Source organism: Corynebacterium genitalium ATCC 33030, assembly GCF_000143825.1.
Taxonomy (GTDB): domain Bacteria; phylum Actinomycetota; class Actinomycetes; order Mycobacteriales; family Mycobacteriaceae; genus Corynebacterium; species Corynebacterium genitalium.
Genome location: NZ_CM000961.1, coordinates 698,397 through 723,487, shown reverse-complemented (window position 1 = coordinate 723,487; position 25,091 = coordinate 698,397). Strand labels below are relative to the sequence as shown.

At 62.9% G+C, this 25,091-nt stretch carries 25 protein-coding genes and 1 rRNA gene; 11 read left to right on the top strand and 15 right to left on the bottom strand.

Annotated elements, in window-relative coordinates:
• Window positions 1-18: 18 nt before the first annotated feature.
• Both HMPREF0291_RS03460 and HMPREF0291_RS03455 read left to right on the top strand, forming a co-directional pair.
• Window positions 19-1,065, top strand: a complete 1,047-nt coding sequence (locus tag HMPREF0291_RS03460; protein ID WP_050748775.1) for a septum formation family protein — start codon at window positions 19-21, stop codon at window positions 1,063-1,065.
• Window positions 1,065-1,412, top strand: coding sequence for a metallopeptidase family protein (locus HMPREF0291_RS03455; RefSeq protein WP_005287994.1), 348 nt, complete (start codon window positions 1,065-1,067; stop codon window positions 1,410-1,412). The genes HMPREF0291_RS03460 and HMPREF0291_RS03455 overlap by 1 nt, the downstream gene beginning before the upstream one ends.
• Here the strand turns inward: HMPREF0291_RS03455 and HMPREF0291_RS03450 are convergent.
• Window positions 1,409-2,050, bottom strand: coding sequence for a histidine phosphatase family protein (locus HMPREF0291_RS03450; RefSeq protein ID WP_005287992.1), 642 nt, complete (start codon window positions 2,048-2,050; stop codon window positions 1,409-1,411). The two genes, HMPREF0291_RS03455 and HMPREF0291_RS03450, sit on opposite strands and share 4 nt — an antisense overlap.
• Window positions 2,051-2,974, bottom strand: a complete 924-nt coding sequence (gene pheA, locus HMPREF0291_RS03445; protein WP_005287988.1) for a prephenate dehydratase — start codon at window positions 2,972-2,974, stop codon at window positions 2,051-2,053.
• Window positions 2,975-2,999: 25 nt separating this feature from the next.
• Here pheA and HMPREF0291_RS03440 point away from each other — a divergent pair, with 25 nt between their 5' ends.
• Complete coding sequence (locus HMPREF0291_RS03440) at window positions 3,000-3,764, top strand: CPBP family intramembrane glutamic endopeptidase (RefSeq protein WP_005287986.1); 765 nt, start codon at window positions 3,000-3,002, stop codon at window positions 3,762-3,764.
• Between the two features lie 365 nt (window positions 3,765-4,129).
• The gene (locus tag HMPREF0291_RS11485; protein WP_083770234.1) at window positions 4,130-5,578 is read left to right on the top strand and encodes an LCP family protein; all 1,449 of its coding nucleotides are present in this window, start codon (window positions 4,130-4,132) and stop codon (window positions 5,576-5,578) included.
• A gap of 12 nt (window positions 5,579-5,590) precedes the next feature.
• Here HMPREF0291_RS11485 and HMPREF0291_RS03425 read toward each other — a convergent pair whose 3' ends face one another.
• The 4 genes from HMPREF0291_RS03425 to HMPREF0291_RS03405 form a co-directional block, all read right to left on the bottom strand.
• On the bottom strand, window positions 5,591-6,967 hold the full coding sequence (locus HMPREF0291_RS03425) for an amino acid permease (RefSeq protein WP_005287978.1): 1,377 nt from the start codon (window positions 6,965-6,967) through the stop codon (window positions 5,591-5,593).
• Window positions 6,968-7,095: 128 nt separating this feature from the next.
• Entirely contained in the window at window positions 7,096-7,728 is a 633-nt protein-coding gene (locus HMPREF0291_RS11730; protein ID WP_156774795.1) for a DUF2335 domain-containing protein, read from the bottom strand.
• A 164-nt stretch (window positions 7,729-7,892) separates the two neighbouring features.
• The gene (locus HMPREF0291_RS03410) at window positions 7,893-8,807 is read right to left on the bottom strand and encodes a DUF5926 family protein (RefSeq protein WP_005287969.1); all 915 of its coding nucleotides are present in this window, start codon (window positions 8,805-8,807) and stop codon (window positions 7,893-7,895) included.
• A gap of 14 nt (window positions 8,808-8,821) precedes the next feature.
• A complete protein-coding gene (locus HMPREF0291_RS03405; protein WP_040423461.1) occupies window positions 8,822-9,586 on the bottom strand; it encodes a glycerophosphodiester phosphodiesterase family protein in 765 nt (254 codons plus the stop codon).
• A 169-nt stretch (window positions 9,587-9,755) separates the two neighbouring features.
• Between HMPREF0291_RS03405 and HMPREF0291_RS03400 the strand changes: the two genes are divergently transcribed.
• A complete protein-coding gene (locus HMPREF0291_RS03400; RefSeq protein WP_232210318.1) occupies window positions 9,756-11,699 on the top strand; it encodes an alpha/beta-hydrolase family protein in 1,944 nt (647 codons plus the stop codon).
• Between the two features lie 9 nt (window positions 11,700-11,708).
• Here the strand turns inward: HMPREF0291_RS03400 and msrA are convergent, their stop codons facing one another.
• Entirely contained in the window at window positions 11,709-12,350 is a 642-nt protein-coding gene (gene msrA, locus HMPREF0291_RS03395; protein WP_198002212.1) for a peptide-methionine (S)-S-oxide reductase MsrA, read from the bottom strand.
• A gap of 123 nt (window positions 12,351-12,473) precedes the next feature.
• Between msrA and HMPREF0291_RS03390 the strand changes: the two genes are divergently transcribed.
• A complete protein-coding gene (locus tag HMPREF0291_RS03390) occupies window positions 12,474-13,076 on the top strand; it encodes a superoxide dismutase (RefSeq protein ID WP_005287955.1) in 603 nt (200 codons plus the stop codon).
• 284 nt (window positions 13,077-13,360) lie between these two features.
• Window positions 13,361-14,584, top strand: coding sequence for an MFS transporter (locus HMPREF0291_RS03385; protein ID WP_005287952.1), 1,224 nt, complete (start codon window positions 13,361-13,363; stop codon window positions 14,582-14,584).
• Here HMPREF0291_RS03385 and HMPREF0291_RS03380 read toward each other — a convergent pair.
• On the bottom strand, window positions 14,541-16,058 hold the full coding sequence (locus tag HMPREF0291_RS03380; RefSeq protein WP_005287949.1) for a TM0106 family RecB-like putative nuclease: 1,518 nt from the start codon (window positions 16,056-16,058) through the stop codon (window positions 14,541-14,543). The genes HMPREF0291_RS03385 and HMPREF0291_RS03380 overlap by 44 nt on opposite strands.
• Window positions 16,059-16,115: 57 nt before the next feature.
• Here HMPREF0291_RS03380 and HMPREF0291_RS03375 point away from each other — a divergent pair, with 57 nt between their 5' ends.
• The gene (locus HMPREF0291_RS03375) at window positions 16,116-16,751 is read left to right on the top strand and encodes a DUF6474 family protein (protein ID WP_040423459.1); all 636 of its coding nucleotides are present in this window, start codon (window positions 16,116-16,118) and stop codon (window positions 16,749-16,751) included.
• A gap of 24 nt (window positions 16,752-16,775) precedes the next feature.
• On the opposite strand, the gene HMPREF0291_RS03370 is transcribed toward HMPREF0291_RS03375, so the two are convergent.
• Window positions 16,776-17,414, bottom strand: coding sequence for a LuxR C-terminal-related transcriptional regulator (locus HMPREF0291_RS03370; RefSeq protein ID WP_005287943.1), 639 nt, complete (start codon window positions 17,412-17,414; stop codon window positions 16,776-16,778).
• On the bottom strand, window positions 17,411-18,667 hold the full coding sequence (locus tag HMPREF0291_RS03365) for a sensor histidine kinase (protein WP_005287939.1): 1,257 nt from the start codon (window positions 18,665-18,667) through the stop codon (window positions 17,411-17,413). The genes HMPREF0291_RS03370 and HMPREF0291_RS03365 overlap by 4 nt, the downstream gene beginning before the upstream one ends.
• 51 nt (window positions 18,668-18,718) lie before the next feature.
• Here HMPREF0291_RS03365 and HMPREF0291_RS11215 point away from each other — a divergent pair, with 51 nt between their 5' ends.
• Entirely contained in the window at window positions 18,719-19,801 is a 1,083-nt protein-coding gene (locus HMPREF0291_RS11215; RefSeq protein ID WP_198002211.1) for an SGNH/GDSL hydrolase family protein, read from the top strand.
• Window positions 19,802-19,881: 80 nt separating this feature from the next.
• Window positions 19,882-21,051, top strand: a complete 1,170-nt coding sequence (gene yidC / locus HMPREF0291_RS03355) for a membrane protein insertase YidC (RefSeq protein ID WP_005287934.1) — start codon at window positions 19,882-19,884, stop codon at window positions 21,049-21,051.
• Here the strand turns inward: yidC and HMPREF0291_RS03350 are convergent.
• From HMPREF0291_RS03350 to HMPREF0291_RS11940, 4 genes are all read right to left on the bottom strand, one after another.
• Window positions 20,990-21,607 (bottom strand): TetR/AcrR family transcriptional regulator, encoded by a 618-nt coding sequence (locus HMPREF0291_RS03350; protein ID WP_269493017.1) that lies wholly within the window; start codon window positions 21,605-21,607, stop codon window positions 20,990-20,992. The two genes, yidC and HMPREF0291_RS03350, sit on opposite strands and share 62 nt — an antisense overlap.
• 119 nt (window positions 21,608-21,726) lie before the next feature.
• Window positions 21,727-21,996, bottom strand: coding sequence for a GlsB/YeaQ/YmgE family stress response membrane protein (locus HMPREF0291_RS03345; protein WP_005287926.1), 270 nt, complete (start codon window positions 21,994-21,996; stop codon window positions 21,727-21,729).
• Between the two features lie 128 nt (window positions 21,997-22,124).
• Window positions 22,125-23,021, bottom strand: coding sequence for a universal stress protein (locus HMPREF0291_RS03340; RefSeq protein WP_005287924.1), 897 nt, complete (start codon window positions 23,019-23,021; stop codon window positions 22,125-22,127).
• 59 nt (window positions 23,022-23,080) lie between these two features.
• The gene (locus tag HMPREF0291_RS11940) at window positions 23,081-23,227 is read right to left on the bottom strand and encodes a hypothetical protein (protein WP_005287921.1); all 147 of its coding nucleotides are present in this window, start codon (window positions 23,225-23,227) and stop codon (window positions 23,081-23,083) included.
• Between HMPREF0291_RS11940 and HMPREF0291_RS03335 the strand changes: the two genes are divergently transcribed.
• Entirely contained in the window at window positions 23,163-24,245 is a 1,083-nt protein-coding gene (locus HMPREF0291_RS03335) for a pseudouridine synthase (protein WP_156774877.1), read from the top strand. The genes HMPREF0291_RS11940 and HMPREF0291_RS03335 overlap by 65 nt on opposite strands.
• A gap of 635 nt (window positions 24,246-24,880) precedes the next feature.
• On the opposite strand, the gene rrf is transcribed toward HMPREF0291_RS03335, so the two are convergent.
• A 5S ribosomal RNA gene (rrf, locus tag HMPREF0291_RS03330) occupies window positions 24,881-24,998 on the bottom strand.
• Window positions 24,999-25,091 lie beyond the last annotated feature (93 nt).

The window sequence follows — 25,091 nt, the reverse complement described above, 5'->3', positions numbered from 1 at the left end:
TCAGGCATGATAGTGGGTATGGCTGCACGAAAATCCGCTTTGACCCCGGCCGCGTTGCGCACCATTTTGGTGGCCACGCTCGCGGGCTCGCTAGGCATGGGCACCTACGCCGCCGCGACCGGATTCGATGTTGCGGCAGGCAACGGCAACAGCAACGGCACCTCCCAGACATCGTCCACGTCGAGGAAGGGCGATGACACCGAAGCCTTCACCGCCGCCGACCAAGGCACCTGCCTGACGTGGGAGTCCCAAGAGGACGGCTCCATCTCCGGTTTCACCGAAACGCCCTGCGACAATGAGCATCGCTTCGAGGTCACTGCCCGCGAAGACCTGAACACCTACCCCACGCAGGAATTCGGCCCGGACGCGCCACCGCCGAACCCGACCAGGCAGGCGCAGCTGCGTGAGGAGCTGTGCCAGACAGCATCCATCCGCTACCTCAACGGCCGCTACGATCCGTCGGGCCGCTACTCCATCGCCCCGATTCTTCCGCCCGTCGAGGCGTGGGAGCGCGGCGACCGCACCATGCTGTGCGGGCTGCAGGAAACGGATAGCCAAGGCACCCCGATCCTCACCGTCGGCCACGCCGCCGAGCAGGACCAGGCCCGTGTCGCAGAGCCCGGCACTTGTGTGATCACTGATGACGCCAACACGCTGCGGACCGTCGATTGTGCCGACCCGCACCACATTGAAATCACCGAGAAGGTCGACCTGGCCCCCGTCTTCCAGGACCGCACCCCGTCTACCGAGGACCAGAACAAGTACTTGGGCGACGTGTGCGCCAAGGCCGCAGAGAACTACCTTGGCGGGGAGGAGAACCTGTACCAGTCCACCCTGCAGGTGTACTGGGGAACTTCCAACAGCCAGGCATGGGACGGCGGCAGCCGCTCCGTCAACTGCGGACTGATCTCCGCCAAGGACGACCGCTTCGCCGAGATCACCGGCTCCGCCAAGGACGGCCGCGACGCGCTGAAGGTTGACGGCGAGACACCGAAGCCCCCGCCGGAGCGCCGCCCGCTGCGCGAGGAATCCGAAAGCCCCAGCTCGACCGAAGACACCCCGTAATGGAGCCGGTCAGCGACGAGGTGTTCGAGGGCCTCATTAATGACGCCCTCGACCAGATCCCCGAGGACTTCGCCCGCAACATGACCAACATGGTCATCCTGGCCAGGCCCTATAACGAGGACAACCCGAGTCTGCTCGGCCTCTTTGAGGGCGTGCCGCTGCCGAAGCAGCACGCCAACCACAGCGGCTTCCTGCCGGATGCAGTGTTCATCTACAAGGATGCTCTCGAAGCGATCTGTTCTGACCTCGACGAGCTACGCCACGAGGTGAAAGTCACGGTGTTCCACGAGGTCGGCCACTACTTCGGCCTCGAGGAGCACGAGCTGCACCACCTCGGCTGGGGCTAGGCGCCGGGAAGGTCGTAGTCAGCCCACTTCACCATGCCCCACTGGCCGAAATCAGCCACGGGATCCCCGGTCGGCCCGGCACACGGATCAAGCACGACGAACTGACAGTTCGGCAGGTAGGACCGTTCGGCATACGTCGGATCGACCTCGCAGGCGTTGGCGGTGAACGCACGGATGGCGCCGCCGTGGGAGACGGCAACCGTCGTCACGCCTTGGGCTGTTTGCTCCGCGAACGGCAGCAACGCGCCCTTGTAGCGGGCGAGGAAGATCTCCAGCGAGTCGCCGTCCTGGATCCCCGAGGCCAGGTCGCGGCGGTAAAAACCGCGAAACGCCTTCAGATACGCGTCGTGCGCTTCCCAGGAATAGTGCATCTCCCATTTCCCGGCGTGGACTTCCTGCAGCCCCTCGACGGCGGGAATGTCGCCGAAACGCTCCCCGAACGCGATGGCCGCAGTCTGTCGGGCGCGGGTCGCCTGGGACGAAATCACCTGGTCAACATCGTATTCAGCCAGAATGCGCTCCCCCGTCTCGCGCGCCTGCTCTTGGCCCAGCTCCGTCAGCTCCGCCCCCGGCAGAAGCGTGTCCAGCTTGTGGTCGACATTGGACGTGGTCTGCCCGTGACGCAGAAGAATCAGCATTTAGTTCCCTTCGCTCGCAGCACGGACCCAGTCCTCGGCCTCGCGCAGGCGAGCCGGGGCCTCGATCGTGTCCACAACCGCTTCTTGCTTATCGACGAAGCGCGGCCACGACCCCAAAAACGCTATCTTCGACGCCCGCAGCCACAAGGACCGCAGCGCCTCCGCCACCTGCACATCATCAATGTGGCCGACGAAGTCCACGTAGAAGCTATAGGTGTTGGCTTCCTCGCGCGTCGGGCGCGACTCGATGCGGCTCAGGTCCACCCCGCGGTAGGCGAATTCCTGCAACGCTCCGACGAGCGTGCCGGGTTCGTTGGGCAGCTGGAAGACGACGGAGGTGCGGTCATCGCCGGTCCGCGGCGTCGGCACGCCCCGCGGCCCGGCCAGCACGAACCGTGTCCGCGCACCGCGCATGTCCGCGATGTCTTCGGCGACCACCTCCAGGCCGAACAGGTCCGCTGCTCTCTTCGGCGCCGCCGCGACATCCGCCTGCCCTTCGGCCACAGCTTGCGCTGCTGCCGCGTTCGAGCTCGCGGCCACGAACTCCACGTCGGGCAGGTTCTCTCCGAGCCAGGAACGGACTTGGCGGTGGGCGACAGGATGCGTCGAAAAGCGGGCGGCATCTGAGAGCTCGAAGCCCGGCCGCGTCATGATGGCGAAGCTGATCGGCAACTCCACCTCGCGGTACACCATCACCCCCGGCGCCTCCACGAACGCATCAGACGTGCTGGTCACAGCACCATCGACCGAGTTCTCGATGGCCACCACCGCGTACTGGGCCCGCCCGTCGCGCACCGCACCCAGCGCCTCCGACGGCGAATCCACGGGCAGCGGCTCCACGTCGCCGATGTGCTCGGCCAGACGCCACAGCGCCTCCTCGGTGAACGTGCCCGCAGGACCCAGATACGCGACGGTTGCAGTCATAGTTCCCCAGCCTACAGTTGCTCTCATGCACGCCCGGCTCAAACTTGAGATCCTCATCGTCCTCGCCGTCACCTTCGGCATGTCCGGGCTCAAGGCAGCCATGAAGCTTATCGCCGCCTGGCTCTCCCCCACCCCCCTCAACCAAAAACAGGTCGTCCTCAACGACTCCGTCTCCCGGCTGGACTGGCTCGACGTGGGCCTCCAGTTCGCATCCGCTGGGACCCTCATCGCGTGGGGGTTGCTCGCGCTGTATTTGTTGGCGGTGGTGCCGGCTGGTTCGGGTTCTGCGGTCGGGTCGGGTGCTGGTTCGGGTTTTGATGTCGGTTTTGCATGGCGGTGGCCCGGGTGGCGCGACTGGGCATGGGGCGCGGGGTTAGCCGCACTCATTGGCCTACCTGGCCTGGCTCTTTACGTGGGTGCCTTGCACTTCGGATTTTCGGCGGAGGTCGTCCCCGCCACCGACTCATCTAAGTTGCCCCTGCTGTTGGCCTGGTCTTTCGCCAACGCCTTTGGTGAAGAGATCGTGGTGGTGATGTGGTTTGTCTCCCGGCTGCGCCAGCTCGGCGTGCCCGTGTGGGGTGCCATCGCCGGGTCCGCTGTCCTTCGCGGCTCCTACCACCTCTACCAGGGATTTTCCGCCGGCTTGGGCAATGTGGTCATGGGCGTGGTTTTCGCCTGGTTCTACGCGCGCACCGGAAAAGTCTGGCCACTGATCCTCGCCCACTTCCTTATCGACGCCGTCGCCTACATCGGCTACCTTTTCCTCGACCTCTCTTGGCTCGGGTTATAGCAGGGACTCCGCAGCGTAGACAGGGCGAGCTACAAAACCCCAGGGACTCCGCAGGATTTGCGGGGGCCCGGTGACGACAGGTTGGGGGCCGGAATACTGCTCGCTGTTTTCCGGAATACTGCTCAAGTAAACGTGCAGGTCAAAAGCATGCTATTTGGTTTATGTGGTCGAGCAGTATTCCGGAACTCGACGGATTGCACTCCGCAAGGTGGACGGCCTCGGTTGTAAAACTGCAGGGACTCCGCAATGCGGAGTGAACAATCACAAAACCACAGGGAGTCCGCAGCGTGGACTCTTCTAAAACTTCCCAATGTAACTGGTGTGAATTGCTGGGACATGTGATGTGAGCGTTTAGGATAGTCACCATGTCGACAACGCCGCCGAGACCTCCACACTCCAACGATCCCCGGGACAACCCCGGGGACTTCGTTGTGGGTCGGGACGGCAAACCGCTGATCGACCGATACGGCCGTCCGATCCGCAAGCGTGCAACAAGTCAGAACCCCAGTAGCCAACCCAACCAGACCCAGTGGGGTGTCGGCCGTGGCGACGAAGAGCCCGTGCGCAGGGCGGCTCGCGAGCGGCAGCCAGCCTCGCCCGAGCGACCAGACCGAGCAGAGCGGCCACGTCAATCAGAGCGACCAGTCCGAACAGCCCAACCAGCCCAGTCGGACCGGCCCCGCCAGTACCTGCCGAATGAGACGGGGTATCAGCCTCGGCAGACTCCGCACCATTCGCCGCAATCGGCAGAAAGAGCAGCAGACCGTCCGAACCGCCCTGCAAGGAACGCGCAGCGTTACCGCGATGACCTACCGGGCGATCTGAACCAGCCGCGGCAGCGGCCGGGCCAAAGACCAGCGCAACGACGTGACCAACCGTACGAGCCTCCCCGCCAGCGCCGGCGCCCGCGGTTGCGCATGCCCCGGCTCCGGGGCTGCATCCCGACGGCACTGACGCTGCTACTGGTTCTCATTGTGGCAGGCACCCTGTTCGTGGATACGCGCCTGACCCGCGTGGATGCCTTCCCGGACAACCAGGTGGCCAACACAGCAGGCACGAACTGGCTGATTGTGGGTTCGGACTCCCGCCAGGGTTTGAGCGACGAAGACATTGAGCGCCTGGGAACCGGCGGCGATATTGGTCAGGGCCGCACGGACACGATCATGCTCATGCACTTGCCGGCCACGGGAAAGCCGACGCTCGTGTCGCTACCCCGAGATTCTTACGTGAATATTCCTGGCTACGGCATGGATAAGATCAATTCGGCGTTCGCGTTCGGTGGCCCGAAGCTACTCACGGAGACAGTGGAGCAGGCCACGGGCCTGCGCATCGACCACTACGCGGAAATCGGCATGGGCGGTCTCGCGGGGCTGACCGACGCAGTGGGCGGCGTGGAGCTATGCCCGTCCGAACCGATACAGGACCCGTTAGCGAACCTGGACGTGCAGGCAGGCTGCCAGAAGATGGATGGGCCGACCTCGCTGGGTTACGTCCGCACGCGCGCGACGGCGATGGGCGATCTGGACCGTGTCCAGCGCCAGCGCGAGTTCATGAGTGCACTGATGAAGCGCGTGGTCTCACCGGGCGTGCTGCTCAACCCGTTCCGTTTGGTGCCGATGGCGTTGCGCGGAACGGACCTGCTCATCGTCGGCGAGGGCGATCACGTGTGGCACCTCGCGCGCATGGCGCTGGGGCTGCGCTCGGGCGTGGAAACGGAGACCGTCCCGATCGGGCAGTTCGCCGATTCCGAGGTGGGCAGCGTGCTCATCTGGGACGAGGTGGGTGCGCAAGAGCTCTTCGCTAAGTTGCGCTAGAAAGCATGCGCTTTACGACGCCCGCTGCTCCAGCTCCTCCGGTGTCGCCCCGGGCGTGTGATCGTTCACGCCGGGGAGATTGTGCCGGCCGGTGAGGTAGTACAGGGCGACAACGATGACGCTGAACGCGATGCCGACCCAGAAGGCCGGCCTGAACTCGGGGAGCCAGAGCATGATGCCGAAGGTGAACAGGATGAACGCCACGGCGAAGTACTGGCCGTAGGGGAATAGCGGTGTCTTGTAGGTCAGGGCGGCGGCTTCTTCGGGGGTCATGTGACGTCTCGAAGCGAGGTGCGCCAACAGGATCATCAACCACACGAAGATGGTGGCGAAGGTGGCCAAGGACGCGATGAGCTCGAAGACGCTCTCCGGAATGCGGGCGTTGGCCACGACGCCGACGACCATGACGATGAGAAGAATGATCGTGGTCATGACGGGCACGCCGCGGACGGTCTTCGCCATGATCGACGGCGCGAACTTCTGCTTGGCCAGGCCGGTGAGCACGCGGCCGGCACCGAAGATATCGGCGTTGATGGCCGACAGGGCGGCGGTGATGACCACGATGTTGAGCAGGCTGGCCGCCCAGTTCACACCGAGAACGGAGAAGATCTGGACGAAGGGGGACTCCTCGCCGGTGATGGTCCGCCACGGGTTGATCATCAAGATGACCAGGATGGACAGCACGTAGAAGATGAGGATGCGCACCGGCACGGCGTTAACGGCCTGCGGGATCGCCTTCTTCGGTTCGGCCGCCTCGGTGCCGGCGACACCGATGATCTCGGTTCCGCCGAAGGCGAAGAGCACCAGGATGAAGGAGGCGACCATGCCTTCAACACCGTTGGGGAAGAAACCGCCGTCGTTGACTAGGTTGGCCGGGCCGGTGGCGGCGTCGGAAAGCCCGAAGGTGAGCACGGCCGCGCCAGCGACGATCATGGCGAAGACCGCGCCGACCTTGATGATGGTGAACCAGAATTCCAGCTCGCCGAATGCTTTCGCGCTGGCGAGGTTGGCGGCCCCGACGATGAGCAGCGCGGTGACGATCCACACCCAGCGGGAGACATCCGGGAACCAGAAGCTCATGTAGACACTGATGGCAGTCAGGTCCGCCAGCGCCACAATGACCATTTCGAAGGCGAACATCCAGCCGGTCAGGTAGCCTGCGACGCCGCCTAAGTGCGCACGCGTGTACTCGGCGAAAGAGCCGGTGACGGGGTGGCGCACGGCCATCTCGCCCAGGGCGCGGAGCATGAAGTACACCACGGCACCGCCGAGCAGATAGACCAGCAGCACAGACGGGCCGGCCGCTTGGATGGCACCGAATGAACCGTAGAACAGGCCGGTGCCGATAGCCGAGCCCAGGGCGATGAAGTTGAGGTGGCGCGTGTTCAAGCCCTTCGGCTTGGTCCTAGATGTAAGGGCTTGCGCAGACGAGGGGGAAGACACAGGTTCAGACACACGCTGAGCTTAAGCCCGCCCCCGGTCGGGGGAGAAAACGCTCCCTAAAAAGGGTTTAGAGCCTAGCCTTCCGACTCTTGCGGTGAATCCGCCGGAACGATAGGAGGTTCTTTCTTATGAGCAGCAAACATGAGAAACACTGGGGTGAAAGCGACTATCGCCATAAAGACCGCTGGGACCGGCTTATCGAACCAAGCCAGGAGGAAAGCTCCAACACCGATGAGGATCGTTAGGGCAGTGTATATCCCCTGCTGCCGATTAGAACGCTGGGTGTTTCCGTCGATCGATCTTGCCACCGCACGCTGAATCTCCGCGTTTGATTCCACTTGCACGCGTTGAATCGCAACACCCTCCTCTGCCATGCGGAGAATGCGATCGGCCGACCCAGGTAGAACTTCGTCGTATCCACGAAAAGCAGCGACCGGAGGGAGGGGGCCCGAATGCTCAACTACAGCAGAGAAACTGGGGTTTTCGTAGCCAGAAGGTCCGGAAACTATCTCGCCTTCTACCGCTTCGTCTGGGACTGGTGCCGCTTCATGGCCCTCTTCATCGACGTCCCGGTCTGCTTCCATGCCTCGCGCACGACTTCCCCTGATGCGGGGGCTTCGATCAGGTAGATTTCCTCTCCGGTGTTCGTTCTCGCGATCACCTTCCGCCCCGACTTCGGACTCAGGTAATTGGTTGTCATCTTCCATCACTCCTCCCGCTTCGAATCGTTTAACGCTATATAAGCACTACATTTTAGATTGAAATCTGCCGTACCGCTGGTTTCTACCTGCAGGGGCAACGAACTCTCGCTGCCCCTGCAATCTATTGAACGGATTAGGTGCCTACTTATGCCCGTCTGTTCGGACAGGGTCTAGATAGTCACCTGGCGGGACTTGATGTTCTCCAGCTGCTTGCGCTCGTCGGCGGTGAGCTGGGCGGAATTGGTGTACTCCTTCTCAATCGCCGCATTCACTGCCGCCAATGCCTCACCGTAGGAGTCAGCGGCAACGGACGGGTCCAGGTCGAACACCGGCACGAGCAGGCCGTGGGTGCGGAAAGTTCCGGCGAACTTGGTGCCCTCGCCCAGGTTCAGCTCGCCGCGGGCGGCGATGCGGGCCAGGGCGTTGAGCATGGCGCGCTCGTCATCTTCCGGGCGGACCCAGCGGATGTGGGCCTTGCCACCGCCGGGGTTGACCCACCAGACCGAACCCGGAACGTCGGCAGCGACCTTGGTGGACGGCATGATCGCGTCGTTTGCCCGCTGCAGTGCCTGCTGGATCTGCATGTTCATGCCGGCGCCGGAGGGGAACCACCAGTTGAAGTCGGAGTGCTCGGTGATGTCGAGGTCAGTAGAAGCGTCGATAAGCGAAGTCAGCTCCGGCTGCGAACCGTCTGCTGCCGTGGAACCGAGCGTCTCACCCGGCTGCGCGTTGACTACCCAGTTCAGAGCGTACGCGAGGTCACGGGCGGGGTTGCCGGAGTGGGACTGGACCTGGAGAGCGACGAGACGCTCAGCGCCCTCATCCTCGGAGCGGACCAACGCGGCGCCAGCGCCCGGCAGCACAGTGGCCAGCGTGACCGGAGTACCGTTCACATCCAGTTTCGCGGTGGCGGCGGGCACGAACTCCTGCAGTGCGACCAGATCGGTCTCAGCGGCGAAGTCCTTGTACGGGCGGGGGTCACCTGCCAGGGCTTCGCGCTCGGCGGCGCGGGCAGCGAGCTTGGCTTGACGGCGGCTCATGCCCTCCGGCAGGTCTTGGTCCTTCTTGCGGTTCTTCTTGGCCATGCGGCTTAGTCTAACTACCCGACGGCTGCCGGCGTGACCGGGTTGCGCTTGAACGTGTCCACGGCGAGCTGCGGCAAGTCGGTAGCGAAGACGTCCACACCGTTCTCACGGCACCACAGCATTTCCTTCGGCAGGTTCACCGTCCAGGTGTAGGTGCGTAAGCCCCGGAAACCGAGCAGCTCCGGCTTGCCCTGCAGGTGGGCCAGGGCCGGGCCGACACCGTAGGGGCGAGAAAACATGGTGTTGTTCTTGTTCCACTTCCGCTCGAACAGGCGGAACAGGTAGAAGGTCTCCAGGTCCGGCACGGCCTGGGCGAAGTAGCGCATCGCCGCGTGAGAGAAAGAGATGAGGTGGATCCGCGGGTCTTCCTTCATCCCGCGGTGCCACAGGGTGCGCACGGTTTGCTCGTCTACCTCGGGGCCGTAGCGGGTGGGGTGCTTTGTCTCGATGTAGAAATGCTTATCGGGATAGTCGGCGAGGAGGTCAAGAAGCTCGTCGAGAAGCAAAATTTGCTGCGGGTCTTCTTTGGTGCCGAAGTTGAACTGGCGCAGCTCATCGAAGTCCATTTTGGCCACGCGCCCCGCGCCGGTGGAGGTGCGGTTGATGAAGTTGTCGTGGTGGACAACCAGTTTGCCGTCGCGGGTGAGGCGCACGTCGGCTTCGATGCCGTGCACCCCGTCGAGCTTGAGTGCTTCTTCGAACGCCCGGAGCGTGGATTCGGGGTAGAGCCCGCTCATGCCGCGGTGGGCGACAATCTTCGGGTCTTTATTAACGGGCATTAGAGCTGTGTCAGTGACGGTGGTCAAAAGGGTCTCCCAGCGAACGCAACGTATACCACTGGAAGACAATAGGCCTCCGCGCGCTGTGGGCGAACCCCCAGACGGTTGATTACCGCAAAGATTACTGAGAGTTCACCTCGAGTTAGTATCTTTTGTCACAATGGACCGCATGATGGTTGAGCCACTCAAGGATTCTCTCGGGTCCTTCCGCGACCGCCTCACGTCGACGGTGAAGGAGCTGTGGCCGCGCCGCAACCACGCGGTGCGTGTCCCGATTTATGCAGTTCAGATCCTCGCGGACCTCACTCCGGTGGTCCGCATGGCGGGTCTGCGCCGCCTGCCGGACAACTTCGCCACGGGCATCATCGGGGCCGAAGCCGCGACGTGGTTGGCCATCTCCCCATCTCTTTTGCCTCACCCATGGTGGGTGACCGCAGCTAATGTTGCGGGCTGTCAGGCAGCCGGGCACACGGTCGGTGTCGGGCTGGCGAATTTCGTGGCCAACGCCAGCGAGTCGGTCGGCTGGCAGGCTCCGCGCCGCTTCCGCCAGCGCACCGCGGTGCCAGTGCAGCTGGTCATGGGCGCGGCAACGGTCATCGCGTACGCGACCGCTGCTTATCGACGTCCCGAGCACGAAAGCCTCGTAGAAAACGAGACCAAGCTTGGACCGTTGCAGACCTTGGCTGGCATTGGTGTCGGCTCCATCGGTTATGGCGTGCTGTTGCTGATTGGTGAAGGCATCCAGGTCACCGTGGATCGGCTGAACAAGGAATTCGGCCGTGTTCTGCCGTCCGCGGCATCCTGGCCGCTGGCGATCACTGCCCTGGGTGCGGCCGGCTTGCTGCTCACCGACAAGGTGGTCGTCCGGGCTGTGCTGAGCAAGGCCTACCAGAACGCCGACGAGCTCAACCGCGAATTCCTCCCCGGCGCGACCAAGCCGCGGGAGAAGGAACGCTCCGGCTCCCCGGCATCTCTTGAACGTTGGAAGTACCTGGGCCGCCAAGGCCGCGCCGTCGTTGCGGGCGGGCCGCGCTCGGCTGATCTGAAGAAGGTGCTCGGAGGCGAGGTGAAGGAACCGATCCGCATCTTCATCGGTTTGAAGGACCGCTCGCCGGAGGAGCAAGCCAAGATGGTGCTGCGCGAGATGGACCGCACTGATGCGTGGTCGCGGAAGTCCATCGCTGTGATGTCCTCGGCCGGCACGGGCTGGATCAATGACTTCCACACCTCCGGGTTCGAGTTCTTGAACCGCGGTGACAGCGCCATCGTGGCGATTCAGTACTCGTTCATGCCGTCGGCCTACTCCTACGCCTCTGACCGCGAGGTGCCGGTGCGCAGCGCGAAGATTCTCATTGGCGCGGTGAAGGAGCGTATCGACGCCATGCCGGAAGACGAGCGGCCGAAGCTCTACCTCGGCGGCGAATCGCTCGGCGCCTACGGGCTTGCCGACGCTTTTGAGAACCTCGAGGAGTTCCGTGCCAATGTCGACGGTGGGGTGTTCACCGGTGCGCCTGGCTTCACCAAGACCCACGCTCAGCTGACCCAGAACCGCGACGAAGGTTCCCCGCAGCGCGTGCCGGTTGTCGACGGTGGCCGCAGCGTGCGCTTCACTGCCCACCCTGATCACCTGGAGAAGACGTTCGACGGTTCCGAGTACGACAACGAGTGGGAGTTCCCCCGCGCCGTCTTCGCCCAGCACGCGTCCGACCCGATCGTCTGGTGGGACCTGACCCTGCTGTTCAGGGCGCCGGATTGGCTGAAGGAGCCCGGCTCCCGCGGTGAGCGCGCACCGGAGGCGATGCATGTGGACACTTTGCAGAACATGCGCTGGGTGCCATTCATCACCTGGTGGCAGATCGGCGTGGACCAGTTGACCTCCCAGGATCCGCCCGGCGGACACGGCCACCAGTACCACGATGAGACCGTGGCGTACTGGAACGCTGTCTTGGATGCCGGCTTCTCCGACGAGGAGCTGGCGGCGATCTCCGAGTGGATCCACAAGGACTCCACCCGCATCCGCGCCACCTCTGCCTCTGCGGCAAAGGAGAGCGCCCGACAGGCTGCCGAGTCGGCGCGGCAGGCGTTCACGGATGTCTCTGGCGCGCCGAGCTAAAGGCGCTAACTAGATTCCGCAGGCCACGCCCGTGGAGTGGTGCGGGCAGTAGCCGTTCGGAACTTTGTGCAGGTACTGCTGGTGCTCGTCTTCGGCGAGGTAATAGTCCTGCCCGGCCGCGACCTCGGTAGTGATGGCGCCGAAGCCGGCCTGCTCGAGCTGTTTGCCGTATTCGGTCACCCATTGGCGGATCTGCTCCGCCTCTTCTTCAGTATCGGTGTAGAACGCAGAGCGGTATTGGGTGCCCACGTCATTTCCCTGGCGGTAGCCCTGCGTCGGGTCATGCGCCTCGAGCGCCATTCTGACCAGTTCCTTCAGGCTGATCTGCTCCGGGTCGTAGACCACCTCGACCAGCTCGACGTGGTTGGTGGCCCCACTGCACACCTCGCGGTAGGTCGGGTTCGGGGTCACGCCGCCGCCGTAGCCGACGGACGTGGACTCCACACCGGGGGTCTCCCAGTACATTTTCTCTGCACCCCAGAAGCAGCCGATGCCGATGAGCAGGCGTTTCTGTCCCTCACGCCACGGGCCGGTGATCGGCGTGCCCAGCACTGCGTGCGGGCGCGGGTTGTTCAGGACCGGGTCCGGGCGGCCGGGCAGAGTGCGGTCCGGGTCGGTGAGTTCAGGGGCGCGTCCGAAGAAGAATGCCATGCCTTCCATAACGGCCGTGTGCCGCGGAAGATTCCCGCCCGAATTGGCCCAGACCCCCACCCTGGCAAATTTCCCTATCATGGGCCACGTAAGCCAATCACCCATACGAAAGGTCTTAGAACAATGGCTGTTTACACTCTTCCTGATCTGCCGTACGCATACGACGCTCTGGAGCCGCACATCTCCGCTGAGATTATGGAGCTGCACCACGACAAGCACCACGCGAACTACGTCGCTGGCGCTAACGCTGCCCTGGAGGCTCTCGAGGAGGAGCGCAACGGCGAGGCTAACCCGGACAAGCTGCGCGCCCTGTCCAAGAACCTGGCGTTCAACCTGGGTGGCCACACGAACCACACCATCTTCTGGCAGAACATGTCCCCGAACGGTGGCGGCGAGCCGACCGGCGAGATCGCTGAGGCCATCAACCGCGACTTCAACTCCTTCGAGGCTTTCCAGAAGCAGTTCGAGGGCGTTGCAACCTCCATCCACGGCTCCGGCTGGGCGGTGCTGGGCTACGACCACATCGCTGGTCGCCTGATCATCCAGCAGCTGACCGACCAGCAGGGCAACATCTCCGTTGACTTCACCCCGCTGCTCATGCTGGACATGTGGGAGCACGCGTTCTACCTGCAGTACAAGAACGTCAAGGCTGACTACGCCAAGGCATTCTGGAACGTTGTCAACTGGGAGGACGTCGCCGAGCGTTACGCTAAGGCCTCCGCCTAACCATCGCTTGACTGCTTGAAGCGCGAAAGTCGCTTCAAGCTGAAAGGGACCGCCACTACCCAGAAAGTGGCGGTCCCTTCACGCATTCCCGGGGCTGGAGGTGCCTGGGTGCGTAACCTGATTTTCGCAACGAGATCGGCGGAGTTCCGAACTCGCCTTTCACTATAAGTAAGGCTGACCTAAACAAGCAAGGTTTATGCAACATTAAATGCGCTTAATTGCTTATCGACGCCCTGACCTGCCCGGATTAGACCCCTCGGGCGAAGAGTAGTTGGATAGGAGCTATGGCACCCGACAGACAAGCAGGCATACGCAAAGGCACACCGGAGTACCGGCGCGCCTCGTTCGCGCTGCTGTTCGCGGGACTCGCCATCTTCAACTCGCTCTACGCCACGCAGGCTCTGCTGCCCACCTTGACTGACGAGCTCGGCATGACCGAGGGCCAAGCAGCTCTGACGGTCTCGGCAACAACCGGCGGACTGGCGCTCTGCGTCGTGCCAGCGTCGATCCTTTCGGAACGGTTCGGCCGCGACAGGGTGCTCATCATTTCAGCGTTGCTCGCCACCACGCTCGGGCTTGCTTTGCCATTGGCGCAAACAGGCGGGCAGCTCATCGCGATGCGCTTTATCCAGGGTTGCCTCATCGCCGGCACCCCGGCAGTGGCGATGACGTGGATCTCGGAGGAAATCGCTGCCGAGGACTCCGCCGGAGCGATGGGGCTGTACGTGGCAGGCAACTCGATCGGCGGGCTGATCGGTCGCCTTGTTCCCGCGTTCACCTTAGAGGTCGCAGGCTGGCGCACCGCCCTGTTCGCCGGGGCGGTCACGGCTCTGACGTTCGCGTGCATCATGTGGGCACTGCTGCCTAACCAGAAGCAGTTCGAGCCGAAACCGCTGCACTTCTCCAGCGAGGCGACAGCTATCGCCCGCCACCTCACCGACTGGCGCCTCGTGGCCCTCTACGCCTGCGCGTTTTTGGGCATGGGCATGTTCGTCTCCGTCTACAACATGTTCGGCTTCCGGGCGATCGAGCACTTCGGGCTCCCGCCGGCGCTGGCAGGGCTTGTCTACGTGATGTATTTGTCGGGCACATGGTCGTCGGCACGCGCGGGCAACTACGTGCAGCGCGCCGGGCGCGGCCGGGTCATGGTGATCACGGCGGTGCTCATGCTCATCGGCGCGCTCATCCTCATCAGCCCGAACCTGTGGGTCACGCTCGTCGGGTTGCTGCTGTTTACGGCCAGCTTCTTCGCCATGCACTCGGTGGCGTCCGGCTGGGTGGGCCAAGTGGCAACTCGCGACAGGGCGGAAGCCTCGAGCGGGTACGTGTTCTTCTACTACGTCGGATCGTCGGCACTCGGCGCGTTGACGGGCTGGCTCTTCCAGTACCTCGACTGGCCGAGCTTCATCGGGGTCGTCGCTGGATTCCTCGTGGCGCTCACGGCGATCGCAGTGTGGCTCGCGCTCACAGTGAAGAAAGGCGCGGCACCCCGGGCGCACCAGCCATAAGCATCCGTCGCACGGCGGCAGTGGCACGGCAATCGTCCTCGTTATAGCGCTCCAGCGCCGCCCGCGCGGACATGTCCCCGGTGCGCGCTTCACGGCGCAGCGCCACTGACTCTTCCCCGTCCACATCGCCGGCCCATTCGTACCCGGCAATGGGCGCGACCACTTTCAGCCCTAGCCCGTCCGTGCCCACCAGCAAGCGGCGCACCCACGTGAACACGTCGACCCACTCGTCGGAAGCAATGAAGTCGCGGACTTCGTTTTCGCTTATCGACGCAAACCGCCGCGCCGACCCCATCAACCAGTGGTTCTCCCCACCCGCCGCGTAGCAATACGCCCGGAATGCCTTTCCCTCGGCGTGAGCAGCAGCGCGCAGGCCCATGAGCCAGTTCCAGAACGCCGCGAAGTTCTCCTCCTCGGCCACGGAATCCGGGCCGACCTCTTCCCACGTAGAGAAGGCGCGGTACGTCTGACCGTCGAACGCGCCCCACAGATAGGCACCCTGGTCGAGGTAGGCCTCCATGTCGATGTCCACTTCAACATCAGCCCGCAGTTCTGCAGGCGGGGCGAAGTCGTCGCGGGCGAGAACTGGGATCCCGGCGCGCCACGCGCGGGCGATCTGGGAGGACTCGCCAAGATCAGCATCCATAACGGCCTGGACTGTCTCCAAGCCCTTAAGACGCAGCGGTTCGGCGCGCTGACCGGGAAAGACGAGCGAGATATCGTCCATTGCGAGCAACTCCGGCTCGCACAGTTCCCAGAACCGGCAGGTCGCGCACTGTTTCAGGCGCACCGGGCGGTCGGGCGTGGGCAAAGCAAGAGCGGTGCGGAGCGCCTCCTCATAGCGGGTCACGTCAGTGAGGTAGGCCCGTTCGCGGTCCTGGCCGACGGCGGCGGCCTGCCCGCTGGCGTATCCGAGGTCGTCAAGCAGTATGTGCGCGAGCGCAGCGCGGTACCCGTCGATAGTGTGGTGCCGCAGCTTGGCACGGACCTCAAGGGGCTTACCCAGGCCCAACCGGCGCGTGGGGATGAACCGCAGCGTCGCCGATGGGCGCGACCGGGCGACGCGGTGGTTGGAAATCACCACGGGCAGGTAGGTCCCATCTTCAAGACGGGCGAGGATGTCGATCTCCGCCACCACCGGCACCCCGTCGATCGTCCCGGTCAAAGCGCCGTTCGTGATCAAGGTGGCGCCTTTGGCCAGCGCTGCGCGGGTGTGACCTTCTGCCGCGAAAACATCTGCGGCGGGATCGATGTCGATGCGCGAGAAGGGTTTACGGCGGCCATCCCCCATGGCTCTTCGGACAGGCAAGAGGGTGAATGCGGCGGCGCGTCCGGCGTCGATAAGCGGCTGGCGGCGCTCCGCCTCAGGCAGCGGCGGAATCTCGGGGTGGGCGATGCGCTGGCGCAGGCGGTAACGGCAACCGACAAGGTCACTCGCCCGCACCAAAGACGTTTCCTCGCTCACGGAAACCAAGCCTAACGGCCAGAGATGGGTAAAGTTGAACCGGACAAGTTATTTAAGGAGATACTCATGGGACTGTTCGAAACCATCCGCAAATCCCGCGCGAAGACCAAGGCTGAAATCAAGGCCGCTGAGGCGAAGGCGCGCCAGCTGGCTAAGGAAGAAGCCAAAAACGACAAGCAGATGGCCAAGCTGCTGGACAAGGCTGAAAAGCGCCTGCTGAAAGAGGAGAAGCAGGGCCTGAAGCGCAAGCGCAAGCACGAGCAGAATCTGGCCAAGAAGGAACTGCAAAAGATCCAGGAGTCCGGCCTGACCAAGAAGAAGGCCAAGCAGTGGGTCGGCGCCTCGCGCATCCTGGTGCCCATCCTCATCCCGCTCGCTTACCGCGCACTGACCACCTACCAGCAGAACAAGGTCAACGACCGCGCACGTGCCGCCGGCCTGACCGCCAACGAGATGGCGCGTTTTTCCACCCAGGGCGCTGAGCTCAAGGGCCGCGTGCAGGCGATCCGTTCGCAGGCGCAGAATAACGACGCGCTCAAGGACGACTTCCGCCGCGATGTCGAGGTGCGTTGCGACGAGATCGAGGCCGCCGTCAACAATGTCGAGCAGATGAACGACGCGCAGCGACGCCTGGCTCACGAGACGATCGACCGCGACATCAACAAACTGACCGCGGAGATCCAGGAAAAGACCCTCCGCTAATCCCTGCTGTAACGAGCTTGCGAGTTACAGCACTCCCTGTTCACGCGCCGATGCCACTGCTGACGTGCGTGAACGCACGCCCAGCTTGTCGTAGATATGGACGAGGTGGGACTTCACGGTCGCCTCTGACAGCATGAGGCGTTGGCCGATCTCGCGGTTCGAGGAGCCCCCGGCGACAAGCTGAAGCACCTCGAGCTCACGCGGGGTGAGCGAGGAGCGCGGGGTGCGGTCGCGGGTTTGCAGGCGGTCGCGCACCATCGGGGACATGGCCTGGTCGCCCTTGGCGGTGGAGCGCACAGCGGCCAGGAGTTCCGCGGGCGGGGCATCTTTGAGCAGGTAGCCGACAGCACCGGCTTCAATCGCGCCGAGAATGTCCACGTCGGTGTCGTAGTTGGTCACCACGAGCACCTTCGGCGGATTCTCCATGGAGGCGCGGATCTCGCGGGTGGCTTCCGCGCCCGTGGTCACCCGTGCCCCCTGCGCGCCCGCGCCGAAGCGCAGGTCCATGAGGATGACATCGATTCCACCTGCCTGAGCTGTGGCGATAGCTCCTTCAGCAGTCGCCACCTCCCCCACGACGATGATGTCGTCAGCCTCTTCCAGGATGGCGCGCAGGCCAAGGCGGACGATCTCGTGGTCGTCGGCAAGCAAGACACGAATCATTCTTCCTCCTCAATCTTTCGATTGATAGTATCACCGTCTGGCACCACGATCGACAATGCCGTGGAGCCTGACGGCGCGGACTCGATGATGAGCTCTCCGCCCAACTCCCGGGCACGGGTGCGCATTGCGTCGAGCCCGAGGTGGCCGAGCCCGCTGGGACGCTCCGGCAACGCATCCACATCGAACCCCTGACCATTATCGACGACGTCTAGCCGCACCTCATCCGGTGCGAACGTCAGCGTCACCCGCGCCATCGATGCGCCCGAATGCTTGACGACGTTACCCACCGCCCCCTGCGCAATCCGCAACAGTCCCGCCTCCACGCGCATCGGCAGCTGACGCGGCTGACCGTCCACGTCGACGGTGATGTCCATCTCCCCGGCCTGCGCGAACGATCCCGCGATCCGTTCCAGTGCCTCCGGAAGCGAGGTCTCCGACAGCGGCGCCGGCGTGAGCGCCGCGATCATCGCGCGTGTTTCCGCCAGGTTGTCCGAGGCAGAATGTCGAGCCACTTCGATGCGGCGCAGCGGGCTGGCGAGTGCCTCGCGCTCGAGCCCGCTACTCATCAGATCGCGTTCAGCGGCGTGCAGCAGCATCTGGATGCTCGACAGCGACTGCGCCACCGTGTCATGAATCTCGTGCGCGAGACGCTGGCGCTCCTGAACCACGCCCGCCTCGCGCTCTTTGAGTGCGAGCGCTTCTTGCGTATCGACGAGTTCTTGGATGAGCGCCTCCCTTTCCGCACTCACCCGGGCAATGACCTTGAACGCGTACGTGATCATGATGACCACCAGCGCCGAGACGGTGGGACCCATCACCCCGCCGAGGGTGAGCCCATCCGGGATTTGCACGAGAATGGAGATCGCTAGCACCCCGACGACGCCGACCACGCCGTACCAGCCATTGAACGCGCGCATGAACAGGAAGAACAGGATGAACACCCAGTAGACGGCCACCGGGGTCAAGAACATCGCCGCGACCCACACGGCCGTCAGCGCGAGCATCCACAGCACCCGCGCGATGGCGTTCCAGCGGCGCATCTGCAACGCGCCGAACGAGTAGATCCCGCCGAAGGTGATGATGAGCAGAACCAGGGTCACCGCCTGGCTGATGTGCATGCGGAACACCCCGCCCAGGGAGACCAGTAGTAATGCCACTGTCAGCGCGGCGATGCCCGTGTCCAGGGCGCGGTTGTCCGGCAGCCCGGCGACCCGGTCGGGCCGACCGCTTTCCGCAGATACCGTGGAGACCATGCGCAAGAGCGTACCCCGAGCTTCCACGTTTCTAGCCTTAGAATGATGCACATGACATCCCGTCGCGTGCTGGCCGCCATTCTCGCCGTGATTCCCCTTCTTCTTGCAGGCTGCTCCGAGTCCGGCGACGCCGCGTCTGAGCGCGTCACGGTCGAGGTGCCCACCACCGTGACCGTCACTGCCGACCCGACAGACCTTCCGTCTTCCTTCATCCACTACGTGGCCCTGGGCGACTCGTATGCTGCGATGGGGTCCGCCTCCGGGCCATTCGTCGGCCCCGCCTTCTGCGCCCGCAGCGAAGACAACTACCCGCATGAGCTGGCGAAACTCTACAGCGGCATCAACGCCAAGCGCGGTTTCACCGATGCGACCTGCCAAGGCTCCACCACCGAGCACATCCTGTCCGACCGCGACATCACCGGCGCAGACATCCCCGCCCCCGTCCTCGACGCAGAGGTCAAAGACACCGCAACGGGTTCGGCGACGGTGACGGTGAGTCCGTCGACAAGCACTGCGACGTCAACAAGCACAACCGCAACGAGTTCTCCCACCACGACCGAGGATGCTGGCGCAAGCACCATCACCGCCCAGATCGAAGCCCTCGAACCGGATACGGACCTAATCACGCTGTCGATCGGCGGCAACGACATTCACTTCGGGCCGTGGAGCCGCTGCATCACAGGCATGGTCGAGGACCGCGGCGAGGCCGACTGCGACGAGGGGCTTTACGACGACACCGCCCGCGCCCTCGTCGACCTGCCGAAACGCCTCGACGCGATCTACGCACGTATCAACGAGAAGGCCCCGAACGCGACGATCATCACCACCGGTTACATGCCGCTGCTGTCCATGGAGGACGATTGCGAGCGCACGACGGATCTGCCCAGCGGGACGTTGAACTGGGCCGCCGGTTTGACCGTGACCATGAACGCGATGGTGCGCGATGCCGCAGTCCGCAATGGTGCACTGTTTGTCATGCCGCCGAACGCGGATTTCCACTCCGTCTGCGCGCCGGCCAGCGAGCGCTGGACCGACCTGACCGGTGAGGAAACCGACTCGTTCGCCGTGCACCCGACACCGACCGGGCAGCAACAAATGGCCGAAGCGATCGCGGATGTCTTGGCGAAACTGTAGTTCACCAATGCACCGAAGTTTTAGGAGCCGTCGTGGGCATGGCCTAAAATCAACCCTCGGTACGTAGAGGAGAGTGAGGCATGCTCGAAGCGTTCGTCTACCCGGTGTCCGCAGTGATGAAGCTGTGGCACTGGTTGCTGGCGGATGTGTTCAACGTGGCTCCCGACACAGCGTGGGTGCTGTCAATCTGCCTTCTCGTGCTCACCGTGCGCGGTCTGCTGGTCCCGTCCTATTGGTCGACGTTCAGATCCAGCCGCAAGATGCTCATGATGCGGCCTGAGCAAATCGCGCTCGAGGAACGCTACGGCGCCTCCCTGGAGCCGGACGACATCACAGCGCACGAGAAGGCGCTGAAGGAACTGAACAAGGAGTACGGGTACAACCCGCTGTCCGGCTGCATCCCGCCGCTGGTGCAGCTGCCGTTCATTTTGGGCCTGTACCGCCTACTCATCTGGATGTCCGTCCCCGAGAACGGCCGCACGGGCAGCGACATCGGCCTGCTCAACCCTGATGACATTGCCGGCTTCCTCGAAGCGTCCTTCCTTGGCGTGCCGCTGCCGGCGTACGTGTCCATGAGCCAGGAGCAGTTCGCGGCGCTGGGCACTACCGGCGACGACGTGCGCGCAGTGGCCATTCCGCTGCTCATCTTCGCGATCATCTTCACCACCTTCAACATGTTCGTCTCCCAGCTGCGCAGCCGCGTGCACATGGACTGGAACGAACGCATGGCCGTACGCATCTACGACTTGATGTGGTGGCTCATGCTGCTGATACCCGTCATGCTCGGTTTCGTGGGCATGACCGGTCTGATCCCCATTGCGTTGTTGATGTACTGGTTCATCAGCAACCTGTGGACCCTGTGCCAGACAGCGATCATGTGGTACCTGCTTACCCGCAAGTACCCGCTCGAGCCGCACCACCTTGAACACGTCGAGGAAGCTCGCACCGACGCGCAGAATAAGGAGGCAAAGCGCTCCCGCCGCAGCCGCAACCTGCAGGCACTCGCCCACCCGTCGACGCTCCCGGAGGTCCGCCGCACCATCAAGGCAGAAAAGCAGGCGGAGAAGCAGGCACTCAAGGACAAAAAAGCGGAAAAGAAGAGCCTCAAGAAAGAAAAGAGCAAAGTCCGCTCCGACATGCGCAAAGCAGAGATGGAGGAACGGAAGAAAGCACGCGAAGAGGCGAAGGCTAAATCGAATAGTCAGCCGGAGGCGCCGACAGCATCTGACGCGCCAGATCCCGACCAGTAATCAGCGGCGCTACAGTGCGGCTCACGCGCGCACCCGTCATCCCGCCGTCAAGGAAGATGAGCAGCTGGTTCGCCTGCGTTTCCGAGGGGTAACCGTTCTTCCGGTTGAGCAATTCCGTCATTGTGGAGTGCATCCAGCGGCGGTGCTCTAGGCACGCGGCGACAATGTCGCGTTCTGACTCTGTCTCCGGGCGCGGGTATTCGGCAGCGGCGTTGAGAAACGGTGAGCCGCGGAAATCCTTCTCCGGCTCCTCCTCGATCGCCATGTCGAAGAAAGCGAGGATTTTCTCGTCGGCATCGATCATCATCGAAGTGCGCTCGACCCAGCGATCACGGAACTGTGAATCAAGGCGTTCAATGTACGCGATGACCAGGTTATCTTTCGACCCCAGCAGTGAGTACAGCGATGCCTTCGCCACATCCGCCTCACGCAGGATGCGGTCGATGCCGATGACGCGGATGCCCTCTTCAGTGAACAATTTTGTGGCGGCATCGAGCAGGCGCTGACGGGGACTGGGCCTGTTGCGGCGACGCGATGCCGGCTGTTTCTTGCTCACCTGTCTCAATATAGACAAACCGGTACGTCCATTCAAAGGTTTGGTGGCAGGATTTGGTGATTCAGGCACGAAAAAGCTCCCGCCCAACCGGGCGGGAGCACATTCTTTCTTACGGGTGATTAGCGGCGGCGACCCATGATCATGTTCACGATCCACAGGACGATAACCGCACCAATGATGCAGGTGAACATGGAGAAGATCCAGTTACCGCCGGCAACATCAACGCCGAACAGCGACAGAACCCAACCACCAACGAGACCACCGACCACACCGGCAGCGATGTTGGCGAAGATGCCCATGGAAGCGTCACGCTTCATGATCATGGATGCGATCCAACCAGCAATACCACCGATAACGATCCAACCGAGAAAACCGAGTGTAGGTGTCATGAAAAATTCCTCTCTAACAAATTCCTAAACTTTCCACTTCCTATTATGCCCAAAGAAACCGAACCGTGGGCAACAGAAGGCCCACGGTTCCATAACGGTTCGGCTGGCATTGCAACCTTTTTGCCTGTTTACTTTGGTAGTTTCTCCGGGCGCACAACCATCATCGGGCAGGGCGCGGCCTGCAGCAACGCCCGTGAGGTGGAGCCGAGCAGCATGCCCTTGAAGCCGCCGCGGCCGTGGGAACCGGTGATGAGCAGCTGGGCGCCCTGCGCCTGCTCCACCAAAGCGCGCACCGGCCGGTCGCGGGTGACCACCTTGCGCACCGTGACATTGGGGAACTCAGCAGAGAAGGAGGACAGCGCGTCCTCGAGCTTCTTCGCCCGCTGCTGATCCACCTGTTGTAGTTGATCCTCGGTGACGATAGCGCCGGCGGCTGGGGAGGAATTATCCATGTAGGTATGCACGGCGACGAGCTCGGCACCGCGGGCCTGCGCCTCCTCGAAGGCGACCTGAGTAGCCTTAACGGAGACCTCGGAGCCGTCGACACCGACGACAACCGGGCCGTACTTGGTATCTTCCGTCACCGCGTTGTCATCGCGCACGACCACGACCGGGCACGAAGCGTGAGACACGACTGCGGCGGAGACTGAACCCAGCACCATGCCGGAAAGTCCGCCCAAACCGCGGGAACCCATGACGATCATCGTGGATTCCTTCGACAGATCTAGCAGCATGTCGATCGGGGATCCCTCCGCGACCGTGTGCCCGATCTTGATGTCGGGAGCGACCTCGAGAGCGATGTCGCGGGCATCTGCGATCTTGCGCAGGCATTCGTTCTGCAGATCGTCGTACAGCTCCTGCGGAGGCACCATGCCTTCGGCGTAGAGGAACTGCGGCATGGTGTACGAGGACGCGAGACGCAGCGGAACGCCGCGCTTGTTAGCGGTGTTGGCCGCCCAACGGACGGCATTGTTCGACGGTTCGCCACCATCAACGGCGACGACAACCATATTTTCACGGCTCATGAGGGTGCCTTTCCTCGTTCTTATCTGACACCCCCATCATACCGCCGCGGGGGGTCGGTCTACTTGGGGATTTCGATCGGACGGGCCGGTTCCGCGTTAGCCGGGAAGAGGATGGTGTAGATCGTCCACAGGACGTCCTTGATCGTCTTGCCGATACCTTCACTGAAGAAAGCCGTCAGTTGGCCCAGAATTGCATCAATATTCATGGGGAATAAGTTAGTACATGTGACAGAAGTTGGGAAGAGGAACCGTAAACCTTTACCTCCGCGCGATGGCCTCGGCGCGACGCGAGCCCGCGTTCCGGACGGTGAGCCGTGGGTCGCCCGGGACTTCATTTGGCATCTCGTGTCCACACAGCGCCACCGCCACCCGCTTGACGACGAGTCCGCCGTGACATCCCGCTTCACCGCGGGCGAGGTCGTGCTTATCGACGGCACCCCCCTCACCCCCGGTGACCTAGTACGGCCAGGAACGGACGTCTTCTTCTACCGGCGCCCAGCTCCGGAGCCGCGCGTGCCGTTCGAAGTAACTGTCGTCTACGAAGACGACGCCATCATGGTGGTGAACAAGCCGCCGTTCCTGGCCACCATGCCCAGGGCATCACACATTACCGAAAGCGCGACGGTGCGTTTACGCCGTTCGACGGGAAACGAAGAACTCACGCCGGCGCACCGCCTCGACCGAATGACCTCCGGCCTTCTCTTATTCACCAAGAAGGCCTCCGTGCGGGGCGCTTACCAGCAACTCTTCGCGTCGCGGGCGGTCGCCAAACTTTATGAGGCTGTGGCCGATGACATCGGCCCGTCGCTGCCCGCACGTCCATCAGCGAATTCGCCATTGGTATGGGAGCACCACATTGTGAAGCGAGAAGGTGAGCTGGCGTCGTCCATCACCGTAGATGCCATCCCGAACTCACTCACATACGTCACAGACATCACACCGTTGCAAGGAGGTGCTGCCCGATATCTCTTACAGCCGGTAACAGGCCGCACCCATCAGCTCCGAGTGCAGATGCACGCTGCCGGCGCTCCTATTCACGGGGATCCTGTCTATCCGGAGCTACTTCCAGCGTCTGCTGAAGATTTCACGAACCCAATGCTCCTGACGGCCGTCGGGCTCGCTTTCACCGATCCCCTAACCGGGGTGAAGCGAACCTTCAGTGCCCCAGGGTTCTCGGGACAAGCGATTCCGGGGCTGAAGCAGAAGGGACGTGCAAACAAATAGTGCACCTTGAAACCTCAGCGTTTGAAGCTGACCGTTTAAGGGCGGTGGGCAAGCGACGATCAAGGCTGTCGCAACACACTCCGCGTTCCTACGACCCGATGTCCAATTAGTGCGAGCTAGCTTCCGTTACCGGCTGCAGCACCCTTGTTGTTCCATCTGTCCAACTGAGCGAAGTTGCCTAGAACAACGAGTAGCAGCCCAAACATACCCAGAACTGAGGCCAATCTGCCAATGGTGTTTGGGTTACCGGACGACAGGTCGTTGGTGATTCAGCGTGTGCCTTCGGCCCATGCGGAGGACTCTTCGGCCCGTGTGCGTGTGTTATTTGCGGTAGTGTTTGTTTGCGCTGCTACTACGGTGTCGGGTTGTGCCGGGGTGGTGTGTGCGTGTGCTGGGAGTGCGGCTCCGGTGGTGAGAATAGCTGCCATCCCGGTAGCTGCGAGTGTGGTGCGGCCCATGATGTTCCCCCTTTTTTTTCACGGTTATGTGGTTCTATCTGTGAAGTCTTCGGGGGAGGAGGAATCGTTACAACCAGCGTGGGTTTAGGCAGACGCGTTTAACCCCCGGGGTGGCGCTGTGTGGCGCCGTTCCTCGGGGGTTGTTTGTGTCTGTATTGAGTTGTTTTTGTTGTTGTTGGTCGGCGGTAACTTACTCTCCCACACCCTCCCGGGTGCAGTACCATCAGCGCGGGTGGGCTTAGCTTCCGGGTTCGGAATGGGACCGGGCGTTTCCCCACCGCTATCAACCACCGACACACCTAATAGGGCTTGTGTGTCATGGTGACCACCACACTTCTGCGTGTGTGGTGTGGTCGGTTGTTTAGTTATCTGTATCTGTGGCACATGT